General features: G+C 71.0%; 2 protein-coding genes. One reads left to right on the plus strand and one right to left on the minus strand.

Annotation, left to right across the window (positions count from 1 at the left end; genetic code table 11):
* The coding region (locus AB0K37_RS41880) for a LacI family DNA-binding transcriptional regulator (RefSeq protein ID WP_363991730.1) at positions 1-174 on the minus strand (174 nt) is incomplete at its 3' end.
* 292 nt (positions 175-466) lie between these two features.
* Between AB0K37_RS41880 and AB0K37_RS41885 the strand changes: the two genes are divergently transcribed.
* Positions 467-1957, plus strand: coding sequence for a cellulase family glycosylhydrolase (locus AB0K37_RS41885; RefSeq protein WP_363991727.1), 1491 nt, complete (start codon positions 467-469; stop codon positions 1955-1957).
* The last annotated feature ends 112 nt before the right edge of the window (positions 1958-2069 follow it).

The raw sequence follows: 2069 nt of genomic DNA on the forward strand, positions 1-2069 counted from the left end.
GCGCGGGGCCGGCGACGGAGGCACCTGGAGGCGGGCCGCCCTGCTGACGCGCGCGGACCCGTTCAGCACGCGGGACGCGGTGGCCGGCGACACGCCGGCCAGCTGCGCGACGTGGGCGAGGGTGGGCGGTCGGTCGGGGAGGGCGGGGTCGTGCGGGGGGTGGGTGACGGTCACGCTTTCGGCACTCCCTTCGGGGGTTCCCGGCCTTTCGAGGGGGTGGACCGGGTCGGGAGTAGTGGGAGCGCTCCCAAGAATCTGATCGGACGCGCATCGTGTCAAGGGTCGCGACGAAACCGAATTCGAGGCCGCCCGGACCCGCCGCTCACCGCGCGCGCAAGGCGCCGTGAAAGTTCGTGAAAGGAATGGAACAAGGCTTCCCTCCCGCGTCCGGGCCGTTCTACGTTCACCGCAGTCCAGGAGTGGGAGCGCTCCCAAGCCCAATCACCCGACGTGAAGGCGGAGATCCATGAGATCGCTTTCCCCGCGCACCGCGGCGGTGGCCGCGCTGACCGGCGCGATCTGCGCGGCGGGCTCGCTCGTCGCGGGAACCGGGACCGTGCTCGGCGCGCGGCCGGCCCGCGCCGCCGTCTCCTGCGAGGTCGGCTACACCACCAACGACTGGGGCACCGGATTCACCGCCGCCGTCACGATCACCAACCGGGGCCCGGCCGTGACCGGCTGGACGCTGACCTACTCCTACACCGGGAACCAGCGCCTCACCGGCGGATGGAACGGCCGGTGGACGCAGTCGGGCACGACCGTCACGGTCGCCAACGAGAGCTGGAACGCGGCTCTCGCCACGGGCGTGTCCGTGCAGGCCGGGGCGCAGTTCTCCTACAGCGGCTCGAACGCCGCGCCGACCGCCTTCGCGCTCAACGGGACCCCCTGCAACGGCGGCGAGCCCACCACCGAGCCCCCGACGACTCCCCCGCCCGGCGACCCGGCGCCCAAGCTGAAGGTCTCCGGCAACACGTTCGTGAACGCCGCCGGCGCCGCGGTGCGCCTTCGCGGGGTGAACCGGTCCGGCGGCGAGTTCGCCTGCGTCCAGGGCAACGGGATCTGGGACGGCCCGATGGACGCGGCCTCCGTCGCAGCGATCAGGAACTGGAATGTCAACGCGGTCCGGGTGCCGCTCAACTCCGACTGCTGGCTGGGCTTGGACAACGTCGATCCCGCCTACCGCGGATCCGCCTACCAGAACGCCGTGAAGAATTACGTGGGCCTGCTCGAAGAGAACGGCATCACGCCCATCCTGGAACTGCACTGGAGCCGCGGATTGTGGACGGGCTATGACAGCCATTGCCAGACCGCGGCCGCGGAATGCCAGAAACCGATGCCGGACGCCCGGTACGCACCGGAATTCTGGAAGCAGCTCGCCACCGCCTACAAGGGCGACACGGCGGTCGTGTTCGACCTGTTCAACGAGCCTTACCCGAACAACCTCCAGGTCATGGACTACGCCCAGTCATGGAAGTGCTGGCGTGACGGCGGCTCGGCCTGCACGGGCCTGACCTACGAGGCGGCCGGGATGCAGGACCTCCTCGACGCCGTCCGCTCCACCGGCGCGCAGAACGTCGTCATGGTCGCGGGCAGCAGCTACTCCAACGACCTCGGCCAGTGGCTCGCGCAGAAACCGTCCGACCCCACCGGGAACCTGGCGGCCGCGTGGCACTCCTACAACTTCAACTACTGCAAGGACGCGTCCTGCTGGGACCAGCAGATCGCGCCCGTCGCCGCGCAGGTCCCGCTCGTCGCCGGCGAGATCGGCGAGAACACCTGCGGCCACTCCTACGTCGACGCGCTCATGTCCTGGCTGGACGCGCGCGGAGCGTCCTACCTCGGCTGGACGTGGAACACCTGGGACTGCTCCAGCGGCCCGTCGCTGATCAGCTCCTACGACGGCACCCCGACCGCGTACGGCGCCGGACTGCGCGACCACCTGCGCTCCGCTCCCTGACCCACCGCAAGAGAGCCCACCCCAACCAGATGGAGGAATCCGGATGAAACATCCCTCCGCGCGCGGCGGGCGCGGCGCCCAGCGCCGCCGCCCCGGGGGCCGCGCGGCGGGC

Origin of the sequence: Actinomadura sp. NPDC049753, assembly GCF_040674655.1 — a bacterium.
Taxonomy (GTDB): domain Bacteria; phylum Actinomycetota; class Actinomycetes; order Streptosporangiales; family Streptosporangiaceae; genus Spirillospora; species Spirillospora verrucosospora.

Excerpts from the sequence above, each read along its gene's own strand:
- AB0K37_RS41885 (WP_363991727.1), top strand. The coding sequence starts at position 467 with ATGAGATCGCTTTCCCCGCGCACCGCGGCGGTGGCCGCGCTGACCGGC.